We start from the raw sequence: 19,268 nt of genomic DNA on the forward strand, positions 1-19,268 counted from the left end.
TTGCTTACGGATGTTTTTGCATTATTCAAAATCCAGCTGGTTATTCAGTCGAATTTCCTGTCTTAACTTTTTCATTGCTATTAAGTATAAGCTGCCTGTTAGTATAACAGAAGCCGCATCAGAAAACGGTGCAGCATACAGAATTCCTTCTAATCCCCAAATATTGGAAAAAATAAAGATTGCCGGCAACAGCATTAAAAACTGACGAGTTAAGGTCAAAATAATCGCGACAGTGGTTTTTCCAGTTGCCTGAAAGTAATTTGATGCAACAATTTGAAAGCCGATAACAGGCAGGCAGAAGAACCAAGCCTGCAGGGCAAAGGCACTAAAGGACATCAGCTCAGGATCACGGTTAAACATTGAAACTAGCAGTTCTGGTGCTATGCGCGTAATAATCCAGCCAAGGACTACAATCGCTGTAGCCGAAGTAATTGCAATCTTTTGTGCTTGCCAGACTCGTTGAAATTTCTTCGCACCATGGTTAAAGCTGATGATTGGCTGCGTTCCCTGCACCAGACCAGTAATCGGCATTAAAAGAATCGTTTGGATGCTATTAACAATTCCCATACCAGAAACAGCAATATCACCGCCATAAGTAGTAAGGTTAACATTTAAAACAACATTCAGCAGGCTGTTAGCTAACTGAATAAAAAATGATGGCAAGCCAAGTGCAGTTAGTCGAGTGGATGTCTGCCATTTTAGGCGCATATTTCTAACATGAATTTTGTGATGACTGCGTTTGCCTAAAAAGTAAGCTAAAATCCAAACCATTGAAATAAACTGAGACAAAATTGTCGCTAAGGCTGCCCCAGCCATCCCCATATCAAAAACGTAAATAAACACAGGGTCCAAAACAATATTAACACCAGCCCCCATGAACATCGTGATCATGGCCAATTTAGGCTGGCCATCCGCTCGCATAAAGTTATTCATGCCCAAACTGACAATTTGGAAAATCGCACCAAAGAAAATGATGCGCATATACTCAATCGAATAAGGCAAGACAGTAGGGCTAGCACCAAATAGTGTTAGTACACGAGTTAAAAACAGCTGCCCCAGCAGCATAAACAGCAGCCCGCTGATAATTAACAGGCTAAAAGCATTTCCCAGTGCCTCCTCTGCTTCTTGTACCTTCTTTTCACCTAAGCGAATGGAGAACAAGGTTGCTCCGCCTACACCAAACAACAAACCAATCGCAATCAAAATAATCATAATCGGAAAACCAATTGTAATTCCAGCCAACCCGTTTTGACCTAAGCTGGGCGCATTACCAATATAAATGCGATCAACGACATTGTACAACGCATTAACGATCATCCCAATAATCGCGGGAATAGAAAATTGAATGATTAATCTTGACACCTTCTCTGTCCCTAACGGATTTTTACTTTCGTCCATTTTTTTCACCCTCATATTCTTCTACTTTTTCAACAATTTCCAGCAGACTGTCGTAAATAAACTGCTGCTGTTCTTCGTCGAAATCCTCCAACAAAAATTGATTCCATTCCTCCAGCTTCTCAATAATGATTTGTCTAATCTCTCCGCCCTTCGCGGTGATAGAGACTAAATTACAACGTTTATCCACCGTATCTTTTTGCTTGGTGACAAACTCCTTGGTAATTAAGGTACGAAGTGTCCGGGTAACAGCGGCCTTGTCTAATTGCAGATACTGGGCAATCTCTTCTTGCGGAACTTCATTGTGCTTGTACAAATACATCAATACAGCCTGCTCACTGGCTGTTAAACCATAGGGAGCCAAGGCTTCATTTAAATAGCTTTGATTTTTGCGATATAAAATAGAAATTAATCGTCCTAAACTCTGTACCATCATTTCCCTCCCTCTTCATACTAGAAATATTTAGTTGAGTTGTCAACTATATTTTTGTTCATGCAAGCATTAATTTTGTCGTAAAATTGACTATTTGTTACTATAGTGCTGAAGAAGAGCTAATTTATAACGATTATAGAAAGGAAGTGAAACAAGATGATGGCAACCAGGACCCCTTTTTTCAAGACGATCATCCCCTATAAAGAGCCCGAAGAATTATCGTTTTATTGTGCCTCAACCATGGTGAGTACCCATTTAATTACTTCCTATCAAAATACAAATGGTTCCTTATTTTACATAGCTGAATACATGTACGGTACACCTGCCACAATGTGGACAAAGCAAGATCTTCAAATTGCAGCAGCTTATTTAAATGCAAAAAATCTCGAATTATACTTTCAAATAGATGATAATCGCTTTGAAAGGATTACCTCTGACCGCTAACTTTCACTATTGTAAGTTTGCAGAGCTGCTTTGTAAGTAGTTCCCCCGTACTTTCCTTGGTATGATAAATACAACAAATGAGAACAAAAAAAGGAGCGGGTTAAAAATGGATCAAGCAATAGTAGCAGCAGTAGCAGTGGGAGCAATGTTAATTGTCAGTGCCCTGCGAAAAAGAAGACGGATGAATAAATAATTTTTTTAAGACTGGCTTAGCCGGTCTTTTTTGCTATAATAGCCTGTAAAAGATTTTTTTGGAGGCTGACATGAAGCAGGTGTATTCTTGGAATGAACATGAATTGAAAACCAAAAGACAATTGCCAACTAAACCAAAGATCAAGCTGGTAGATGACCAACAATTACGCGCACAGCTAGAATTGACCTTGGAGGAGCTGCCTCATGCTTTACTGGCTGAATGGGCCCTTGAACAGTCGCTTGTTTATTTGCGATACCTAGATCCCCCATTGCAAAAGGATAAGCGAATCGCTCAAAGTATAAACGTACTCAAGCAGCGAGTGAAGGAAGCGTGTTCTGCTCATGAGCTAAGACAAGCCGGCTTTATGGCAAATGAATTGGCACAGGAGTCTTCCTCGCTTCTCAGCAAATACGCTGCTCGGGTATTTGCTCAAGCAATTGCCAGCGGTCATATGCGGGGGCATGCTTTGGTTTCGGCTGATTATGGCATCAAGGTGATCAACGAGCTTTTCCCTAACGATTTGCTGCAGGTTCGTCAGCAGCGAGAAGCTCAGCTGGCACTGGCCCGCCATTATTTAACCCGCAAAAAATAGCCTGAGTACGACAACGGGGGCTGCCGCACTCAGACTATTCGGGTAAACTAGTTGCTTAAATCTTCGCCATTGGTTGCAATGACTTTTTTATACCAATCGAAGGATTTTTTCTTGCTGCGTTTCAAGGTTCCGTTGCCTTCATTGTCGCGGTCAACATAGATGAAGCCGTAGCGTTTTTTCATTTCGCCAGTTCCAGCAGAAACTAGGTCAATACAGCCCCAAGTAGTGTAGCCTAACAAATCTACACCGTCTTCGTCTACTGCGTCACGCATCGCTTGAACGTGTGCTGCTAAATACTCAATCCGATAATCATCTTCTACATAACCATTTTCATCTGGTGTATCCACCGCACCTAAGCCGTTTTCTACAATGAATAATGGTTTTTGGTAACGATCATAAATGTCGTTCATTGTAATACGCAAACCTAACGGATCAATTTGCCAGCCCCATTCACTTGCTTCCAAGTACGGATTTTTCACTGAGGCAAAGATGTTGCCTTCAGTTTGTTCCAGCAATTCTGGGTCTGTAGTGGAGACACGAGAAGAATAGTAAGAGAACGAAATGAAGTCCACGGTGTGCGCCTTCAGTAGTTCTTTGTCGCCTTCCTCCATTTTGATCTCAATGCCTTTACGTTCCATTTCTTTTAAGGCGTAAGCTGGGTATTCTCCTCGTGATTGTACGTCGATAAAGAAGTAGTTTTCACGATCATCTGAACGAGAAGCCCAAACGTCTTCTGGTTTTGGTGAATATGGATAATAAGCACCAGCTGCTAGCATACAGCCAACCTGGTTTTCTGGATCCACTTCATGGGCGATTTTCGTAGCGATTGCTGAAGCTACCAATTCATGATGAGCTGCTTGGAACTTGATTTGTTCCACATCGTCGCCTTCTTCAAAATACAGACCCGCTCCCATAAATGGTGCATGCAAAATCATATTGATTTCATTGAAGGTTAGCCAATATTTTACTAAGCCTTTGTAACGATTGAAGATGACCTTACATAAGTTTTCATAGAAACCAACTAGCTCACGGCTGCGCCATGCGCCATATTTTTCAACTAAATGCATTGGGCAGTCAAAGTGAGTGATCGTTACCAATGGTTCGATCCCATGTTTTTTGCATTCCTTGAACATGTCTTCGTAGAATTTTAGACCTTCTTCATTTGGCTCAGCTTCGTCGCCTTGAGGGAAGATCCGGCTCCAAGCAATCGATAGACGATACGTTTTAAAGCCCATTTCCGCAAATAATGCGATGTCTTCTTTGTAGTGAGTATACATGTCAATCGCTTCTTTAGCTGGATAAAAATGCTCATCATCAAAATCAAACATTTTCTTTTGACCGGAGATGACTGGAAAACGATCCTTGCCGATTGGCACAACGTCAACATTGGCTAAACCGCGTCCGCCTTTATCATAGCCGCCTTCACATTGATTGGCAGCTGTTGCGCCGCCCCATAAAAAGTCTTTTCTAAATCCCATTAATCAATTCCTGCTTTCTATACTTTTTCTAAGTCTAATTCACGTGCCACTTCATCCTGAACCTCGATGCCTTCTTTTTCTAGTCGTTCGATGGTTTCCTTGAAGTTTGGCAGATGATCTTTGTGTGCAATAAATAATTCATCCATGATGCGTTGAGCTGTTTTACCCGAGCGAACCATTGGATTGATAGTAAATGCTTGTAATGCTGTGTTGTAATCACCCGTTACCGCTGCTTCGATAGTTAACAGCTCCATTGCTTTCATAACCTGCAGCCAGCCGCGTTCGGCGGTTGGTAATTCGCCAAAGGCAACATTACGGGCACCTTGTCCACCAATATACGCTGAAACTTCAACTACGCAGTCTGCCGGAAGATCTGGCACTGCACCATCATTTTTCGTTGAAACAACCAACTGGGTATTTTTGTTCGCATAAATCGAAGCGATGGATTCACAAGCAGCATCAGAATAGTAAGCACCGCCGCGTTGACTTAATTGCTCTGGTTTGTAATCTAAGTTTGGATCTTTGTATAATTCAAACAATTCGGTTTCTGTTTTCTTAACCTGTTGGGCACGTGTCCCGATCGTTTGGTACTCTTCTAATGCATGAGCAAGGGTTTCTTCTTCTTGATAATAATAATGATGGTAACCACAAGGAATCATTTGCATTTGTTCTAGAATCTCTCTTGGGAATGGAATATCATGAATGTTTTTCGGCATCCCTGTTTCGTCGCCTTCATACATTTTATTGATAATATCCTGAGTCACATCTTTTCCGTGAGCATCTGTCACCTTATGCCAATGGAAATGATTCAAGCCAGCGAATTTGTAAATCAATTCATCCGGTTGTTTGCCTAACATTTCCGGTTCAACCATCTGTGCCATTACTGGAACATTACATAAACCAATCACTTTATCCCATTTTCCATAACGAACCACGGCTTCAGTCACCATGCCGCTTGGGTTAGCGAAGTTAATCAACCAGGCATCTGGACATAAGCGTTTCATATCTTCAACAATTTCTAAGATGATTGGTACTGTTCGGAAGGCTTTAAACATCCCGCCAGCTCCGTTGGTTTCTTGCCCCAACATGCCATAGTATGCAGGAATACGTTCATCTTTAATGCGCGCTTCTAGTAAACCAACCCGGAATTGAGTGGTTACAAAGTCAGCATCCTTCAACGCTTCTTCACGATCCAAGGTCATGTGAACTTTTACATCGTAGGGGGAAGCATCCCACATTCGCTGCGCCATTTTACCAACAATGTCCAATTTTTCTTTTCCAGCTTCAATATCAACTAACCAAATCTCACGGATTGGTAATTCGTCGTAACGTTTAATAAATCCTTCCATTAATTCTGGAGTATAGCTGCTTCCTCCACCGATTGTCGCAATTTTCACACCTTGAGTCATTGAATCGTCTCCTTTGTTTTTATTTACAATATCATTATCAGATATGTAAACGCACCATTCAATAGTAAACGCTTCGATTGCACCTTCATTTACAAACATTCACGAAAAAAGGTGCCAATTTGTGAATATCGTTTATCTTTCCGACTGTAAAAAGCGAAAAGCCTATTCAAACAAGCTTTTTTCGTTTACAATAAATCCAATCACATTGTAAAAAGAGGTGGAACCTGTGTTAATTAGTGAAAAAATGAAGCAAACTGATTTTTCAGCGGCTGAATCCGCCTTAGTCAGCTATATTTTAGATCAAGGAATTGCTATTGAAGAAATGACCATCAAGGCAATTGCTCAGGCAACCTTTGTCCATCCCTCAACCTTAATCCGCGTTTCCAAAAAGTTGGGCTTTGCTGGCTGGATGGAGCTGAAAGCCGCCTTTTTAGAAGAACTAACCTATATGCAAACCTATTTTGATACTGTTGATGCCAATCTGCCTTTTGATCCAAACGATGGTGTAATGACCATTGCCAATAAAATTGCGACTTTAGAGCGGACGACCATTGACGATACTCTCAGTCTTTTAAATCATGATAACCTGCAGAAAGCCAAGCAGCTCCTACTATCCGCCAATCAAATCAAGATTTTCGGCAGTAACGCCAACACCCTGATTGCTCAGGATTTTTCGTTAAAAATGCGTCGGATTAAACGCAATGTCATCATTTCTCAAACCATGGGCGAAAATGCCTATGAAGCATACAATTGTCAATCCAATGACTGCTGTATCCTGATTTCCTATACTGGTGAGAATTCAATGATTATCCAAACTGCCGAGATTTTGAAGAAACTGAAGATTCCGATTATCGGCTTAACTAGTATCGGTGACAACTCATTGGCTAAACTGAGCGATGTTGCCCTGCGAATCACTACTCGTGAACGTCTGTATTCTAAAATTGGCAATTACACGATTAATACCTCCATCTGCTACCTGTTGGATATCCTGTATAGCTGCTGCTTTGCCGAAGATTATTCCTTAAACCTGAATCACCTGATTAAAATCGGTGAACACTTCGATACTCGCAAATCCAGCTCTACCATTATGGAGGAATCCTCAGAGACCCGCGTGCATTTCACAGAATCTTTTCGACCGAATTAAAGGAGGGGAATCCCCTCCTTTATGGCTAAACTAAAACGGTAAGCAAATCGTCGTCATTGCAAACGTCCTTTTTGTCACTATCGATGATGTCTAGGTAATCTGCTGAATTAGTGACAATCACTGGTGTTTCCACACTGTAGCCAGCAGCTTCGATAGCTTCCTTGTCAAAGCTAACTAATTTTTGTCCTCGTTTAATTTTGTCCCCTTGCTTAACGTGAGCGGTGAAATCCTCGCCGTTTAGCTGAACCGTATCTAATCCAATATGAATCAATAGTTCTAATCCGTTGTCTGATACTAACCCAATCGCATGCTTCGATGGGAACAAGGTCATAACAGTTCCATCAAATGGTGCAATAACTTCCCCTTTTGTTGGATGAATCAACACACCTTTACCTAAAATACCTTCTGCAAATGCTTGATCTTTCGCAGTTGATAAAGGCATTATTTGGCCTTCAATTGGAGATTGAATGGTTTCCTTACGAACGTTGACACCATCAGTTGGCAATTCTGGTGTTTCTTCAACTACAGTGTCATCTTTCCAGAAGAACATGGTTACGACAAAACTGAATACCATGGCTACACCAACTGCGACAAATTGACCGATCATGTGGCTAACATCATTAGTTTCAGTATTAATGTGGTTAACGAAGCCAAATACGCCTAAACCACCCATAACATAGCTTTTAGCACCAAATAATGCAGTGATTAAACCACCGATAGCTGCACCAATCATTGAAATCACAAATGGTTTCTTTTTCGGTAAAGTTAACCCGTAAATAGCCGGTTCAGTTACTCCGAAGAAGCCAGAAATAACGGCTGGAATACATAGTTCTTTTAATTTCTTGTCTTTTAGCTTGAAGTACATTGCAATAACTACAGCTGTTTGAGCGAAGCTGGCAGAGAATGACGCAGCCAAAATTGTATCAAAGCCTAATGTAGACAGATTGATCATTGCCAATGGAATCAAGCTCCAGTGCAAGCCGAAGATAACCAGCGGCTGCCAAAAGAAGCCTACCACGACACTCATTAAAGCTGGTGAGAAGTCATACAACGCTGTAAATCCAGCACCCAAGATGTTTGTTGCAAAGGTAATGATTGGACCAATTAACAAGAAGCCAAAGAACATTGAAATGACAATTGTAAAGAATGGTACCAAGAAGGTTTGAACAATTTCAGGAATAATTTTCTTAGCAAATTTCTGAATGTATTTAGCAAACCAAACAACTAAGATAACTCGAACCACACTGCTGGTATAGTTGTTAGCAATGATTGGCAAGCCCAATATGCGAATGAAGACTGGACTTTCGATGATGGTTCCTTGGAATAAGGTCATCAGTGGTTCCCCTGTTCCTAAAGCACTCGCTTGGATGGTTGGGTAAACCAGGGCAGCTCCGATAGCAATTCCGGTAAATTCACTAACTTTAAATTTACGGGCAGCCGTTAAACCAATTAAGATCGGCATAAAGTAGAAAATACTGTCACCAACTGCGGTTAAGAAAACATCGGTTCCTGATCCAGCTTCATACAACTTCAAATATAGGAATAAGGCATTGAACCCTTTCAGCATACCGCAGGCAGACAATGCGCCTAGGAATGGTTGGAAACAGCCGCTGATAACGTCAATTAATTTATTGAAGATATTAGTTGAGCCTTCGTCTTCCTCTGAAGAGCTTCCACCGCTAATACCAGCAACCTCTACAACATCTTCGTATACATGCGGCACATGGTTCCCAATAACTACCTGATATTGACCACCGCTTTTCATGACAGTCACTACGCCGTCCATATTTTTTAAGTTGTCGTCGTTGGCTTTGCTTTCATCCTTCAATTTAAATCGTAATCTTGTAATACAATGGGTTAAACTGTTAATGTTTTCTTTTCCGCCGACATTTGCGACGATTTTTTCTGCTAAATCATGGTATTTTCCCATGAGATATTCCTCCCTTATGTTGTGTCGACCTTCTGAACTAGTCGAGCAATGTGAATAGTTAGATACAATTTCTCATCATTTGACATTGGATAATGGTATTTCTTCTGAATGAATTCAGCGATTTTTTCTACACATTGGTAGGCATTTTTATATTTCTTTTGAATGATCAGCAGCAATTCATCATCGGTCTCATCACTTAACTGATTGTTGCTCATGATTCGCGAAGCAAAGAATCGTAAATGCGTCGTGAAACGATAAAAGTAGACCGAGTCTTCTTCAAACTGAACCTTAAAATAATAGCTGGTAATTTGGATAATCTCTTGCATCAGTTCGGTTAGTTCATAAACATTTTCATTGTCCGCTTCGGTTTGAGCATTCACTAGGTGCAAGGCAATGTTGCCGGCTTCGTCTTCACCTAAATCAATCCGATATTTCTTTTCAATCTTAGCAACCGCTTTCTTACCAATTGCAAACTCTTCTGGGAAAAAACGCTTAATATCCCACAACAGCAAGTTGCGCAGGCGAACGCCTGATTTTACCCGTTGAATTGCTGAATACAAGTGATCAGTAATCGAAATATAAAGTAAATCGCTCAATGGATCTTTTAAAACCTTTTTTGCATCTTCAATAATGTCATTGGCCAATTCTAAATAAGTTACCGGAACGTCTTCCAATAATTCTTGCAGCTTTTGAGATAATTCATTGTTCGCTAAACGATATTTCTTATCAATACATTCCTCTGAAATCTCATCCCCCACTTTTTTTTGAAAGGCTAGACCCCGGCCCATTACCACAATTTCGTTATTTTTAGAATCTGTGGCAATTACAACGTTGTTATTCAAGATCTTCTGGATCTGCATGTAAAGCTTCCCCCGTTCTACGCTGTACGTTGCAGAGAAATTTAGCAGCTTCTAAATTTTTCTCTCACTAAAATGATAGAGTTTTAAGTAATTGCTGTCAATCTGATTTCCGATAACCAGTGTTCTTTTTTCACCTCCTGGAGAACAACAAAAAAACCCAATGAGCGTACGACAAATAAACTTTGTCTTACGTCATCAGGTTTAGCTTGTATTTAAACAATCACTATCCATCAGTGGTCTATTTAATTCATATTTATCTTAGCAAAGGAAGAAAACGCTGTCAACAACTTTTTGAAAAAATTTTTTTCTGATGTTTTGCTAACGAAGAACAATGATACCGCTCAAACCCTTTCAGATAGAGAAAAAAGGCTTAAAATCGTAGAGATTTCAAGCCTTCTTGATTTCTATTATCCAACAATCGAACCGTTTGGCATGTCCTTTGGTGCTTCCACTACTTTTAAGCTGCCATCTGGGGCTTCTGCTGACAGAATCATGCCTTGACTGATTTCGCCGCGCATTTTACGAGGCTTCAGATTCGCAACAATAATTAGTTTTTTACCAATTAATGAAGCAGGGTCGGCATAAAATTCGGCAATGCCTGAAAGAATTTGGCGGTCTTGCTTGTCGCCGGCATCTAAACGGAATTGCAGCAGCTTGTCTGCTCCTTCGACTTTTTTACAGTCAATGACTTCCGCAACCTTCAGCTCTACCTTGTCAAACACCTCAAATTTAATTTCCTTGTCTTTGACTGACACCAATTCAGTTTCTTCAGGGTTCCATTTAATGGCTTCTTCCTCCGGCTGACTGCCTTCAGACATTTTTTGTTTAATATAAGCCACTTCTTCTTCCATGTCTAAACGTGGGAAGATTGGTTTACCCTTTGGAATAACTTTGGTATCTTCCGGGAATTCGCCAAAGTGAATTTTCTCTAATTGCATGCCGTCAGGGTTTAGACCTAACTGCTCGAAAATTTTCTTCGGTGTTTGTGTCATAACTGGTTGTAAAAGAATGGCCACGATTCGCAGGCTCTCAGCCAAATGAACCATTACGCTGTCCAGCTCTTCTTTTTTCTCTTCGTCCTTAGCTAAAATCCAAGGCTCTGTTTCGTCAATGTATTTATTGGCACGAGAAACCAGTACCCAAACCTCCGCTAAAGCCGTATTGAATTCCATTTTTTCCATGGCTTCACGATAACGACTAACGACATTCGCAGCGGTTGTTGACAGCTCACTATCAAATGGCGTCACTAAAGATTTATACTTCGGCACAACACCATCACAATACTTATTAATCATAGCAACAGTCCGGTTTAACAGGTTCCCTAGATCGTTAGCTAAATCATAATTTACCCGTGAGACAAAGTCTTCTGGAGTAAAGACGCCATCTGAACCGAACGGTACTGCTCGCAGCAAATAATAACGCAAAGCATCTAAGCCATAGCGTTCAACTAACATTTCTGGATAGACAACGTTGCCCTTAGATTTAGACATTTTACCGTCTTTCATCATTAACCAGCCGTGACCGAAGATTTTCTTAGGAAGCGGCAAATCTAGTGCCATCAGCATAATTGGCCAGTAAATCGTATGGAAACGCACGATTTCCTTGCCCACCATGTGAACATCTGCCGGCCAGTATTTTTGGAATAGGCTGTCATCATCTGAACCATAGCCTAATGCAGTAATATAGTTAGATAACGCATCAATCCATACATAAACCACGTGTTCAGGGTTCGCATTTACCGGAATTCCCCAAGAGAAGGTTGTCCGGGAAACCGCTAAGTCCTCTAAACCTGGCTTGATGAAATTGTTGATCATTTCGTTTTTACGAGATTCCGGCTGAATAAATTCAGGATGGTCTTCGTAATATTTCAACAGGCGATCGGCATATTTACTCATGCGGAAGAAATAAGACTCCTCACGAACCAATTCAACTTCGTGTCCGCTTGGTGCTTTTCCGCCGATTACGTTGCCTTCTTCATCACGATAAACTTCGTCCAGCTGAGTCTCTGTGAAGTACTCTTCATCAGAAACCGAATACCAGCCTTCATACTCACCAAGATAGATGTCTCCTTGCTCTAACAGCTGGTCAAAAATCTTTTTAACCCCTGCTTGATGATACTCATCAGTGGTACGAATAAATTTATCGTAACTAATATCTAGGGTTTTCCATAGTTTAGTAATATCTCCGGCCATTTTATCTACGTACTCTTTTGGTTCAACGCCTAATTCTTCGGCTTTCTTCTCGATTTTTTGACCGTGCTCATCTACACCCGTCAAATAGAATACGTCGTAGCCCATCAAACGCTTGTACCGAGCTACTGCGTCACAGGCAATCGTCGTATACGAATTTCCAATGTGCAGCTTGCCGCTTGGATAATAGATCGGCGTTGTGATATAAAATGTTTCTTTTTCTGCCATGAGGCTCCTCCTTTGATCACAAATCGTTCCTTGCTAGTATACCACAATTTCTATTTACAGTAGGAGGTTTTTACTGTTACAAAATGGACCTTTGGAAGACTTTGAGGCTTAAAATTGTCAAGCTCTTGATTAGCTATAGAATCGGACTTAAGATTTTCGGAACTTATTCCAGCTTTTCCTCATTCATTTTAAACAAAATGAAAAATACTCGTTAAACTAGTATAAAGAAGGAACATTCAGAATAACAAAGAAACTATCTTCCCATCTCGGATATAGAGAAGACAGTTTTTGTTCACTAATATCAGGAAAATTTCGTTTGCCCTTTATCCTCTGCTAAATAGCATTGATTCTAACCGACATAAATCATCGTCGCTCAACACACCAATTTTCTTCCCAATAATTCCTTTCTTATCTTTAGGAATTTCATTGACAGTGTCAATATCGATCCATGATTTCTTTCTAAGTCCAGCTTGTTCCCAATCTCTGATTTCAACATACTGTTGCTTTATCTTTTCTGACTTCGTCTGGTATTTTGATGCTATTGAGAAAAAGTGAACCGTCTGATCATCCTCTTGAATAATGTATACGGGTCTCCGTTTTCCATTTACATCATTGGTGAAGGCGACATAAACGGTAGCAATGTCACTTTTATTCATCTTCATTGAACCACTCAGTGATTTTTTCGTCAGTATCTAACCGTCTAACTGGCAAATCTTCAGATAATCTTTGAACGCTTAGCGCACGTTTATTGCGCTCGGATAGCTCAATCGAAAATGGAATCTTTCCTTGCTCTACTATCTGTTTATAAAATACCGTTATTGCCGTTTTAGGTGTTAACCCTAACTCATCAATCAACTTCTCAGCATCATGCTTCAAATCATCATCAATGGAAATTTGTAACTTAGCGATCTTTATCCACTCCTTTTATTGTCTTTATCATACCGCAAAAGGAGTATCATATTAGTATTTATTAACTATTTTTATACTCCTGCTATTTTGATAGCTAGGAGTCTTGTGGTTGTATTTACCGTATTACACCATCTTTAACAGCCGCCTCTGCTACCTTAAGCGTGATCGCTTCTACTACTTGTTTGTCAAAAACCGATGGAATGATGAAATCACTGGTTAAACGACTCTCATCAATCGAGTCAGCAATGGCATGAGCTGCAGCTAACTGCATGTTTGGCGTAATCTTTTTCGCCTCGGCTGTAAAGGCTCCCCGGAAAATTCCTGGAAAGGCTAGGACATTGTTGATTTGATTTGGAAAATCAGAACGGCCAGTCCCGACTATGGCTGCTCCGCCAGCTAAGGCCTCATCATAGGTAATCTCTGGATCAGGATTAGCCATTGAAAAGATGATGCTGCCTTGATTCATGGAAGCCACCATTTCTTTCGTAACTAAGTTAGGGGCAGAAACTCCGATAAAAACATCCGCTCCCTCAAACGCTTCAGCCATCGTTCCGGTGAAATTCTTTGGCTGAATCAATGCTAAAATCTCTTCTTCTACAAAGGTGGCATCGGTCATTCCTTCATGTAAGGCACCAAATTTATTGAAGGCGGTAATGTGTTTGATCCCGAAGTGTACCAGCATATGGATAATTGCACTGCCCGCAGCCCCAGTCCCTGAAACCACTACCTTTAAATTTTCGGGTTGTTTCTTAACTAGCTTCAATGCATTAATTAGCGCTGCCGTTACAGTTACTGCTGTTCCATGCTGATCATCGTGGAAAACAGGGATATCCAAGGCTTCGATTAGTGCCCGTTCAATTTCGACACAGCGGGGTGCGCTAATATCTTCCAAATTAATGCCCCCAAAGGTTGGTGCCAATGCTTTAACAATTTGAATAATCTCTTGCGGATCTTTGGTGTCCAAACAAATGGGCACTGCATCAATATCTGCGAATTCCTTAAATAGTAAAGCTTTGCCTTCCATTACTGGCAAGGCGGCCTCTGGTCCAATATCTCCTAAGCCTAAAACAGCTGTCCCATCAGTAACTACTGCGACTGTATTACCTTTCCAAGTATAATCGTAGGCTTTACTGACATCCTTTTGTATCTCCCGACAAGGCTCAGCCACACCAGGTGTATACGCTAGAGATAAGTCGTGACGATCCACTACTTTGGCCTTGGCAGCCACACCAATTTTTCCTCGCCATTTTTTATGGACTTCTAAGGCTTCTTCATAAATGTTCATCTGTTTTCTCCTATCATTTTTTCCGGGCGTACCCACTGATCGTATTCTTCCTCTGTCACGTAACCAAGAGTCAGAGCGGCCTCTTTTAAAGTTGTTCCTTCGTTAAAGGCCTTTTTAGCAATCTCTGCTCCTTTATCGTAACCAATGTGACTGTTCAAAGCTGTTACCAGCATAAGTGAACGGGACAATAATTCAGCCATTCGTTCCTTATTGACGGTGATTCCCACTAAGCAGTGCTCGGTGAAAGATTCCAGGGCATCTCCTAATAAACGAATACTTTGCAGCAGATCAAAAACAATCACTGGCAGATAAACATTTAATTCGAAGTTTCCCTGCGAAGCTGCGATCCCAATTGCCGCATCATTGCCCATAACCTGTACCGCAACCATTGACAATGCTTCACACTGGGTTGGGTTTACTTTACCTGGCATAATGGAGCTTCCGGGTTCGTTGGCAGGAATGGAAATCTCACCTAACCCGCTGCGAGGACCGCTAGCCAACCAGCGAACATCGTTAGCCATCTTCAGGCAATTTGCTGCCAGTGCCTTCAATGCACCACTGACAAATACGACCGCATCCCGATTCGCTAAAGCATGGAATTTATTTTCTTCACCGATAAAATGAATCCCCGTTTCTCCATGCAATGCTTCTAAAAAAGCTTCTTCATAAGCTGATGAAGCATTTAACCCAGTTCCGACGGCGGTTCCGCCAATCGCCAGCTGCTTTAATTCAGCTAGACTTTCAATCAGCATCTTGCGGTTACGTTCTAAGCCTACCCGCCAGCCGCTGATTTCCTGGGCAAAGGTAACTGGTGTCGCATCCTGCAAATGGGTGCGGCCTATTTTGATCACCTCGCGATTGGCTTCTTCTAGTTCTTTTAGCGCCGCTACGGTTTTTTCAATCATTGGCAGCAATTTTTTCTCTATCGCTAAGGTACCTGCCACATGAATTGCGGTAGGAAAGACATCGTTGGAGCTTTGTGACATATTGACATCGTCATTAGGATGGACCTTCAACGTACTGTCACTAGCTAGATGGGCAATTACTTCGTTGGCATTCATATTGCTTTGTGTGCCGCTGCCGGTCTGCCAAACAACTAACGGAAAAGCATCCCAGCGCTGTTCTTTTAATAGCTGATCAGCGGCTGACTTAATCGCTTCAGCTTTTTCATTGGATAATTTACCTGTTACTTGGTTGGCTGCTGCCGCAGTTTTTTTGACTAATACCAGCGCCTCTAGTAATTCCGGCGGCATCTTTTCGCCCCCAATTTTAAAATTTTGACGGCTGCGCTCAGTTTGAGCTCCCCATAAGGCATCTATTGGTACTTCAATTTCTCCCATCGAGTCTCGTTCTATTCTCGTCTGCATAGCATTGCTCCTTTGACTTTTTTTCAATTATCACCTATTTTGGGCCTTTTTGGTAGTTTTCCTTAAAAAAAAGACCCGAAACCTTTGGGAAAGTTCGGGTCTAGACTGCTTAAAAATATTTTTGAATTACTTTGCTAGAAATACTTCATGTTTATCCAAAAATTGATCTTCTCTCTTTACTTTGTTTCTACGATGCTTTTCTCCGGTTGTACCAAACCCATGTACCTGCTGATCCAGCCACAAGCAATAGGCCAGCAAATCCATACGTAGCCACCTTTTCACCCGTACTTGGGTATTGCTTCTTAGTGCTGACTGGTTGAGCAGTGTGAGTGATCACACCGGTTTGATTCCCTTTGCCGTCTGTTCCGGTTTTTCCATCCGTCCCGGTTCCATCTTTTCCTTTGTCTCCCTGGTCGCCTTTATCACCTTTTTGACCGTCCTTGCCGTTTTCACCATCTTTGCCATCTTCACCGTCTTTGCCTGGCTCTGGTGCTGGCTTGTTCATTTCATTAAATTTGGCTTCAGACATCGGAATAATCCGGTCTTGGGACAATTCAACCTGATAATCGTTTAGATCAACATTGTTGGCATCCAGTGCTCTTAATTTCGTTGCACTTTGCAGATAATCAATTAGGACACTATCTAAAGAAGGTCCTTCTTCTCGGGAGCCGCCTAACATGTCATAGCCATCCCCACCTGCCGCAAGGAAATCATTGGTTGCCAGATTGTAAGTCTTATTAGCATCAAGCTTCTCAAACTCTTGCGTTTTGCGGTTGTAGATTTCAATTTGTAAGACACGTTCACCAACTTTATCTTCAGTTGAACCGCGCTTATTGGAATCGTAGTAGAACTTCACTGATTTTGAGATATGCAGGAAGCCGCCATTCGCACCTAGTAATGGTTGACCTTCTTCATCCGTGAGAACATTTCCATCCGCATCCTTTTGTGCTTCCGAACGAACAGAGTATTCAAACATTTCTTTAATTTGCGAGCCTTTTACTTTAATTTGAGAAATACTGTTGCCAAAAGGTAGAACGGCAATAATATGTCCTCGAGTAATTGGACCGGCTTCAATATTCTCGCGGATTCCGCCGCCGTTCATCATGGCAAAATCAGTCGGTTCGCTAAAGCCTTCTTGGCCGTAAGCCCACATTGCATCACCAATTAAATTCCCTAAGTTGGTTTCACGGGTACGAACATTTTCCCGTTGTCCATTAAAGAAAATAGTATTATTTGGAATCAACACTTCGCTATTTGCGACATCGAATTCATCTTTAGCTGCTTGGACTAATGCCGCAATAGCAGCATTTGGTTCATAAGCACTTAAGCTGGCATAAGGATGCAAAACAGCAGTGCTTTCTTCAGGATCTGCTACATCGACTGTTACTTCCCCTACATTGTTCAAATAATTCCCAGTTTGCGCATAAAGCACCTTGCCAAAGCGTTGCTCACTTTCGGTGTGGGAGTGGCCGTCTAAAAAGACAATGTTTTTATCTGTATAGGCCTTGTCCAACTCTTTTGCGACATAATCGCCCCGCCATTCGGTTGGAGTAGTTTCATCGATCCCTAAATGTCCTGCTACTACATAAACATCGATTTGTTGATCCTTCAAACGCTCGATTTCTGCTTTAACTGTTTTTAACGGATCTTCAAAGGTTACCCCTTCAACATTTTTCGGGTGAGTTTTCACCGCGGTCTCTGGAGTGGTTAACCCGATAATCGCAAATTTTTGACCATTTCTTTCAACCACTGTTGAAGCTTCGAAAGCAGGCTTGCCATCTTTAAAAGTGTTCGCTGAAAGGATTGGAAAATTCAACAAATCCTTGTATTCCATTGCTACATCATAACCAAAATCAAATTCATGGTTTCCGACTACCATCGCATCATAGCCGACCTCATTCAGAACCTTCGCCATCTGACGACCTTCCGAATAATTAGAAATCGGCAGCCCTTGGAACACGTCACCGACATCAATCGTTAAGGTTGGAGCCAGCGCCTCTTTAACTGTTTTCAACTTCGCCATTCCTAGAGTATTGTTTCCAGCATTTTCCTCCAGACGACCATGTACATCATTGGTGTGCATGATTGTCACTGGTTGAGAAGAACCCTCTGCTTCCAGTGCTGCACGAATATCTGCTTTAGTAATTGGTACGACATTTGGTGTACGTCCGTCAGCAGATGGCTTAATGGTAAGTTTGCCTTCATCGACCAATCGTTTCGCTAAATCACGCCATTTTTGATCAAAGTTTGTACCTACAACTTCCCAGTTGTCTTCTAATTCCTTGGCTGGATCAATGGTTCCTTTTTTAGTGATATATTCGACAATTAACCCTCGTAAGGTTTGCGGATCTGTATTCATGACCAAACTATCTGGTGCCAAAATACCTGACTCAACTAAACCTTCGTAACGATAATTGTTAATCGCAATCGTAAATTCTTTGGCTGGATCAACTGGTTGCCCACCGATAGTTGCCGTAACTCGTTCACCTACTGGTTTAGACACATCAATTGTATAATCAACACCTGAGAACATATCGTAATTGTATACCCGAATTTCTGGGTTAAAACTCAAGGTAACATCTGACGGTTTTGGAGTATTGTAATAAGCAGCCTGATTCTCCATATACTTCAACAGATTTTCACCAGTGATTTTAGCTTTTACTAATGTATTAGGATATTTGTAAATATCAAAGACATTGGAATAGGTAAGATCTCCTGCTGGTAGTTTGCTGTCTGCTTTAAATAAAGCTGAAGCGGATAGATCAGCACCTGTAACTGAACGCTGAACATTGTTGATTAACGAAATCATTGCCGTTGGCTGCAGCTGAGCTTCCGGAATCCCTTTGATTTCTTCTTTTGGCAAGAAATCGCCGCTAGCTTTGCCGATTACAGCATCAATAAAGTCTTTGGTCTTGTTGTGATATTCTTCCGTTTCAGCTTTTAATTGACTATCGGCCGGATACTTGGTGGTATCAACAATTTGAGCAGCCGAGTTTTTAACTACCCATTGCTCCTCTTCTTTTGCGACATCTAAATCAATTTGCATCATTTGCGTGCCAGTATCTTTAGGTCCGGCAATTGGAATCTGTTTGCCGTCTACTCCTGTTACTGTTTCAGCAAATGACCGATGATCGTGTCCCAACAAATAGGCATCGATTCCTTGAACGTTGTTGATGACTGTATCTGCAGCTGCAGCTGGATCAGCATCCTGTCTTCCCGCGTGGATCGAAGCTACGATAACATCGGCTCCTTTTCCTTTTAACTCTTGAACCGCCTTCTCAGCGCCATCCTTTAACGCGGTAAATTCTAGACTAGCGACCTTATCTCCATCCCACTTCGGTATATGGGGAGTGGTGATGCTTATTACCTAATATTGTAATTGAGCATTTTAGTATTAAATACGTTGAAAATA

Annotated in this window: 15 protein-coding genes and 1 pseudogene; 3 read left to right on the top strand and 13 right to left on the bottom strand. The window is 41.4% G+C overall.

What is annotated here, in order from left to right; all coding sequences use genetic code 11:
- Positions 1–21: 21 nt before the first annotated feature.
- On the bottom strand, positions 22–1,398 hold the full coding sequence (locus tag I588_RS22135; RefSeq protein WP_010756797.1) for an MATE family efflux transporter: 1,377 nt from the start codon (positions 1,396–1,398) through the stop codon (positions 22–24).
- Positions 1,385–1,831, bottom strand: a complete 447-nt coding sequence (locus I588_RS22140) for a MarR family winged helix-turn-helix transcriptional regulator (protein WP_245569581.1) — start codon at positions 1,829–1,831, stop codon at positions 1,385–1,387. Before I588_RS22140 ends, I588_RS22135 begins: the two co-directional genes overlap by 14 nt.
- 153 nt (positions 1,832–1,984) lie before the next feature.
- On the opposite strand from I588_RS22140, the gene I588_RS22145 reads away from it, so the two are divergent.
- Together I588_RS22145 and I588_RS22150 are read left to right on the top strand one after the other, a co-directional pair.
- Positions 1,985–2,272 carry a hypothetical protein gene (locus tag I588_RS22145; RefSeq protein ID WP_010756795.1) on the top strand — a complete coding sequence of 96 codons (288 nt, stop codon included), beginning with the start codon at positions 1,985–1,987 and terminating at the stop codon, positions 2,270–2,272.
- 263 nt (positions 2,273–2,535) lie between these two features.
- Positions 2,536–3,057 carry a putative immunity protein gene (locus I588_RS22150; RefSeq protein ID WP_010756794.1) on the top strand — a complete coding sequence of 174 codons (522 nt, stop codon included), beginning with the start codon at positions 2,536–2,538 and terminating at the stop codon, positions 3,055–3,057.
- Positions 3,058–3,104: 47 nt separating this feature from the next.
- Here I588_RS22150 and I588_RS22155 read toward each other — a convergent pair whose 3' ends face one another.
- Together I588_RS22155 and I588_RS22160 are read right to left on the bottom strand one after the other, a co-directional pair.
- Positions 3,105–4,535 (bottom strand): 6-phospho-beta-glucosidase, encoded by a 1,431-nt coding sequence (locus I588_RS22155; RefSeq protein ID WP_010756793.1) that lies wholly within the window; start codon positions 4,533–4,535, stop codon positions 3,105–3,107.
- A 17-nt stretch (positions 4,536–4,552) separates the two neighbouring features.
- Complete coding sequence (locus I588_RS22160; protein WP_010756792.1) at positions 4,553–5,944, bottom strand: 6-phospho-beta-glucosidase; 1,392 nt, start codon at positions 5,942–5,944, stop codon at positions 4,553–4,555.
- Between the two features lie 226 nt (positions 5,945–6,170).
- Between I588_RS22160 and I588_RS22165 the strand changes: the two genes are divergently transcribed.
- Positions 6,171–7,088 carry a MurR/RpiR family transcriptional regulator gene (locus tag I588_RS22165; protein ID WP_010756791.1) on the top strand — a complete coding sequence of 306 codons (918 nt, stop codon included), beginning with the start codon at positions 6,171–6,173 and terminating at the stop codon, positions 7,086–7,088.
- Positions 7,089–7,113: 25 nt separating this feature from the next.
- On the opposite strand, the gene I588_RS22170 is transcribed toward I588_RS22165, so the two are convergent.
- From I588_RS22170 to I588_RS22205, 9 genes and pseudogenes are all read right to left on the bottom strand, one after another.
- The gene (locus tag I588_RS22170; RefSeq protein WP_010756790.1) at positions 7,114–9,018 is read right to left on the bottom strand and encodes a beta-glucoside-specific PTS transporter subunit IIABC; all 1,905 of its coding nucleotides are present in this window, start codon (positions 9,016–9,018) and stop codon (positions 7,114–7,116) included.
- Between the two features lie 14 nt (positions 9,019–9,032).
- On the bottom strand, positions 9,033–9,878 hold the full coding sequence (licT, locus tag I588_RS22175; RefSeq protein ID WP_010756789.1) for a BglG family transcription antiterminator LicT: 846 nt from the start codon (positions 9,876–9,878) through the stop codon (positions 9,033–9,035).
- Between the two features lie 407 nt (positions 9,879–10,285).
- Positions 10,286–12,295 carry a methionine--tRNA ligase gene (metG, locus tag I588_RS22180; protein WP_010756788.1) on the bottom strand — a complete coding sequence of 670 codons (2,010 nt, stop codon included), beginning with the start codon at positions 12,293–12,295 and terminating at the stop codon, positions 10,286–10,288.
- Between the two features lie 323 nt (positions 12,296–12,618).
- Entirely contained in the window at positions 12,619–12,957 is a 339-nt protein-coding gene (locus I588_RS22185; protein WP_010756787.1) for a type II toxin-antitoxin system PemK/MazF family toxin, read from the bottom strand.
- Positions 12,944–13,210 (bottom strand): type II toxin-antitoxin system RelB/DinJ family antitoxin, encoded by a 267-nt coding sequence (locus tag I588_RS22190; protein WP_034693092.1) that lies wholly within the window; start codon positions 13,208–13,210, stop codon positions 12,944–12,946. Before I588_RS22190 ends, I588_RS22185 begins: the two co-directional genes overlap by 14 nt.
- 109 nt (positions 13,211–13,319) lie before the next feature.
- Positions 13,320–14,489, bottom strand: coding sequence for an NAD(P)-dependent malic enzyme (locus tag I588_RS22195; protein WP_010756786.1), 1,170 nt, complete (start codon positions 14,487–14,489; stop codon positions 13,320–13,322).
- Positions 14,486–15,856 (bottom strand): class II fumarate hydratase, encoded by a 1,371-nt coding sequence (fumC, locus tag I588_RS22200; protein ID WP_010756785.1) that lies wholly within the window; start codon positions 15,854–15,856, stop codon positions 14,486–14,488. Before fumC ends, I588_RS22195 begins: the two co-directional genes overlap by 4 nt.
- Positions 15,857–16,043: 187 nt before the next feature.
- On the bottom strand, positions 16,044–16,385 hold the full coding sequence (locus I588_RS28255; RefSeq protein WP_428829818.1) for an LPXTG cell wall anchor domain-containing protein: 342 nt from the start codon (positions 16,383–16,385) through the stop codon (positions 16,044–16,046).
- A 30-nt stretch (positions 16,386–16,415) separates the two neighbouring features.
- A pseudogene (locus I588_RS22205) lies at positions 16,416–19,223 on the bottom strand (5'-nucleotidase C-terminal domain-containing protein); the annotation flags it as partial.
- Positions 19,224–19,268 lie beyond the last annotated feature (45 nt).

The organism is Enterococcus pallens ATCC BAA-351, from assembly GCF_000407485.1.
Classification (GTDB): domain Bacteria; phylum Bacillota; class Bacilli; order Lactobacillales; family Enterococcaceae; genus Enterococcus_A; species Enterococcus_A pallens.